Annotated in this window: 3 protein-coding genes; all 3 read right to left on the bottom strand. The window is 40.1% G+C overall.

Features of this window, described 5'->3' with window-relative positions; all coding sequences use genetic code 11:
* Positions 1-1,186 (bottom strand): hypothetical protein (locus I3255_RS13345; RefSeq protein ID WP_238039247.1); only part of this gene is annotated, 1,186 nt, incomplete at its 3' end.
* Positions 1,183-2,295 (bottom strand): VWA domain-containing protein, encoded by a 1,113-nt coding sequence (locus I3255_RS13340; protein WP_238039246.1) that lies wholly within the window; start codon positions 2,293-2,295, stop codon positions 1,183-1,185. The genes I3255_RS13345 and I3255_RS13340, both read right to left, overlap by 4 nt.
* On the bottom strand, positions 2,295-3,638 hold a 1,344-nt coding region (locus tag I3255_RS13335; RefSeq protein ID WP_238039245.1), incomplete at its 5' end, for a DUF5682 family protein. The genes I3255_RS13340 and I3255_RS13335, both read right to left, overlap by 1 nt.

The following is a 3,638-nucleotide window of genomic DNA, read 5'->3' as shown; positions in this document are numbered from 1 at the left end:
TGTCTTGTGTAATTGCCTGGTGACTTGACCAATTAAGATCCATCCCAGTTTTACGGCCATTAACGAAACAATACCAACGTCCAGTTTTACGATGATAAAAATAACTACGATAACCTCGACTGTCAGAACCACCTCCCCAATGCTCGATATAAACACCAACCAGAGCCATCGCAGAAATAGGCTGATACTGACGCTGATGCTCACCGACTAATAATGCTTTCGCTTGTGGCAAGGGGCTTTGTTGCAATGCAAAAATGTTTCGCTGTAAATGAGACAGTAATGTCAATATCTGAGGAAAATCAAGATCGATCACTCGATTTAATACATCTTCTAACATACGACATAACTGCACTAATAATGTCGCCAAATGAGGTAAATCCACCTGATTTAATTCTGTTATCAGCATCTGTGCTTGCAACAGCCTTGATGGTAATAAATTATGTAGCCCCTCGCCTAATACCTGCTCTACCCAAACTTGTAATAGTTCTAGCTGTTTTTTCTGAGAAATATCAAGTGATTCAACCAGCTGTAACACATCAAGTGCTAACTTTCTCTGCTGTATTGAAAGAGCAATAACAGCTAACGCTTTATGTGCACAGGCATTTCGAGTACAACGGCACTGAGTTAATGTCCAGTTGAATATATTCGGTAGGTAAACATCAAATTTATCCCGATTAGGTAAAATAATATGAACAATCCCATGGTCAACAGCACTGTTCAAATTTACTTTCGCCCCTTGCTGCCAATATTTAACTGCTTGAGCTATTGTTGTTTGACGAAAATATGACTTAAGTTGCTCACAATCGATAACTAACCAAGGATCTATGGAAAAAGAAGATAAAGCGCTTAACTTGCTATTATCAGCTTCGCTCTCACCTTCCAATAAAGGTATCTCTGACTCATTTATTTCTTGAACGATACGGCATGTCTGCAATACCAAAATAAACGCCAGACGATGAACACAGCAGGTTAATTCGCCACAACCGCATTGGATCTTAGAAATATCAGTTTGTGATAAAGAAAGATGATGACCTTCAATATCACCATAAGCTTGTGATTCAGAAAGAAACCAATCAGTTGAATCAACCGTTTGTGCTAATTTTTTTGCTCGGCGCAGCAGACCTTTATTTGCCCAGTGAATCAGGAAATCATCATTAAGTTGAGCTATCCAATTAAGAAATATCATGTCCGAATCACCTGTGCTACCCAACGACTAAGATGTTCAGGCGTCATAGCCGCAATATTCATACCTTCTCGCAATAAACTCTGAGTGATTCGATTGTCATAATGAGCCTCACCTTGACCATCTAATGCGGTTAATCCCAATAATGTTACGCCATCTTGAGCCATTACTTTAACTTGTGAGAGAAGGCGTGATGGAGATCCTCCTTCATAAAAGTCGCTGATCAGCACAACCATAGTTCGTTGTGGTGAATGAATTTGCTGTCGAGTAAATTCCATAGCGAGTCCAATATCGGTTCCACCTCCTAGTTGCACATTTAATAAAGTATGCAATGCATCATGAGCATATTCTGTTAAATCAACAACTCTGGTATCAAATAAATACAAGTGAACATTCAACATTGGCAGCCGACAAAAAACGGTGGCCAGAACAGAGGCATGGATCAGCGAATCGAGCATGGATCCACTTTGATCAACAACCAGGTAGATATCCCATGGAATCTGATTATGCTGAGTCTGATAGAAAAAAGGCCGCTCTAAGATCAACGTATTTTGTTCTATCTGATAATGTTTTAAATTACGCATAATGGTTCTTTGCCAATCAGTATAGGAAAGTGGCATAGGCCGAGAATGTGTTTGAGTAATACGATGTCGAGTAAAAACACCTTGTACCTGTTGCGATAACACCTCCTCTAATTCACCACAAACTGTAGTAATAATTCGCTCTAATTCAGACTCAAGTTGCGGTGGGATCTGTTCCCGAAAAGAGAGCAACAATTGCAATAAATTAAGATCAGGTTTTTGTTGCTTAAGTATTTCTTCATCCAATAAAAGAGCACTCAAGCCATAGTGCTCTAAACCATGCTTTTGCAAAATTTCCACACTACTTTTAGGGAACGCTTTTTTCACTTTATTAAGCCAATCAATAGGATTGGGGATAGACGTACCTTGCCCACCTTGCCGAGATAATGCTCCGGCACTGTAGCGATTTTTATATTCGTAACTGTATAACTCTTCTAGGCACACATCACGCAGGCGGTCTTCATCATTTAGCGGATATGATAATGAGCGGCCTAAGATTAATCGCCAACGACGCTCTAACTCTTTTTCCATCATATTCCCCATTGTTGTAACCACAATTGTGCTACTTGTTGAAGCTTTTTAGCCTGCTTCAACGCCTCAGCATCAGGGATGTCACAAGATAAAATTGGAGTACCACAGCTCCATTGTGCAAAATCACTGATTTCTTGTGGCGACATCACCATAAAAGCACGTCGCAATGCCGGTAATACTTGTAAAAACATATTATTATCAATACATTGTAAATACTCATTGAGTATCTCTCGTATTTTAGGAACTTGATGATAAATATCTGGAGTGACTTGCCATAAACCATAACAAAAATCACCTAAGGCATCGGGGTCTAAATAAGATTGTTGTTGTGCATAAGTGAATCCAGCAAGCAACTCATGCTCAACGTCCGATGTTGATAACTGATAAATCACAGCTATACAACTGCCCTGTAATTCCAAAGAGATATTGCCAAGCTCTAGCGCTTTAATCGCATCAAGCAAATAATGAGCAGGGCACAGGCGTGGATGCAAGGTCGACATTTTCATCATTTGAGATAAAAATTTACCATCAAGAGTGACTGCCTGCCCACCACATGATCGTGGCAATCGGGCGCAGATACGAACATAGCAACTTGAAATCAGAGCATTAAATTTCTTTTGAATTTGATAACTTAAAATTGAACTGCCAAATGAGCATCCTAACAACAATGTTAATACCGATTGTAATTGATTAAGATCAGTCTCTTGCTCAACACGATGTGTCACTTGCTCAACTAACGGTGTTAACCAGGCTTGCATCCCCATTTGTAGCGCACCAAGTAATAATCGAGCACATGTTTCTGTATCTATACTAGGGTCATAATATTGTTGCTGTAATCGAGCATGAACGACATCGTTTACCGTAGAACCTTGATGACTCAACTCAACTAATGCCGCCTCACTTTCTATCGACCATTGAATCTGCCATCCTTCCCTTACTCGCTCTAACTGCGTTTGTGAAATAAAATTAGGCCCAGAGACTTGGTGGGCATAAGGGATCTGCAAAAATGCCAATCGATGGAGCCACTGTGATATCAAACGATGATGTTTTCGCCGATAAATAGCCAAGTCTTTATTAACTGATCCCGCTAATGCAGAAAGAGGCAACTTATGCTCAGTACAATGACGACGAAAATCGGCTACGATAGGAGCGATAGGTAAATTAGGCGGTAATAATCCAGCATGTGGATCAGAAAAAAATTCATTTAACCACAGTTGAAAACGTGATGTTGATGCTCCGATAACGGGATCTTTTTCTAATACAAGTTGAGCCGATTCCTCAAATTCACTGCGACCCGCTTCAATTCCTCTTAACTGAGCAAGATGCTCTGCGTTAACAACGAC

Origin of the sequence: Psychrobacter sp. Ps6 (genome assembly GCF_022129235.1) — a bacterium.
Lineage (GTDB): Bacteria > Pseudomonadota > Gammaproteobacteria > Pseudomonadales > Moraxellaceae > Psychrobacter.
Note: the sequence above shows the minus strand (reverse complement) of the source record. Positions and strands in the feature narration are given on the sequence as shown.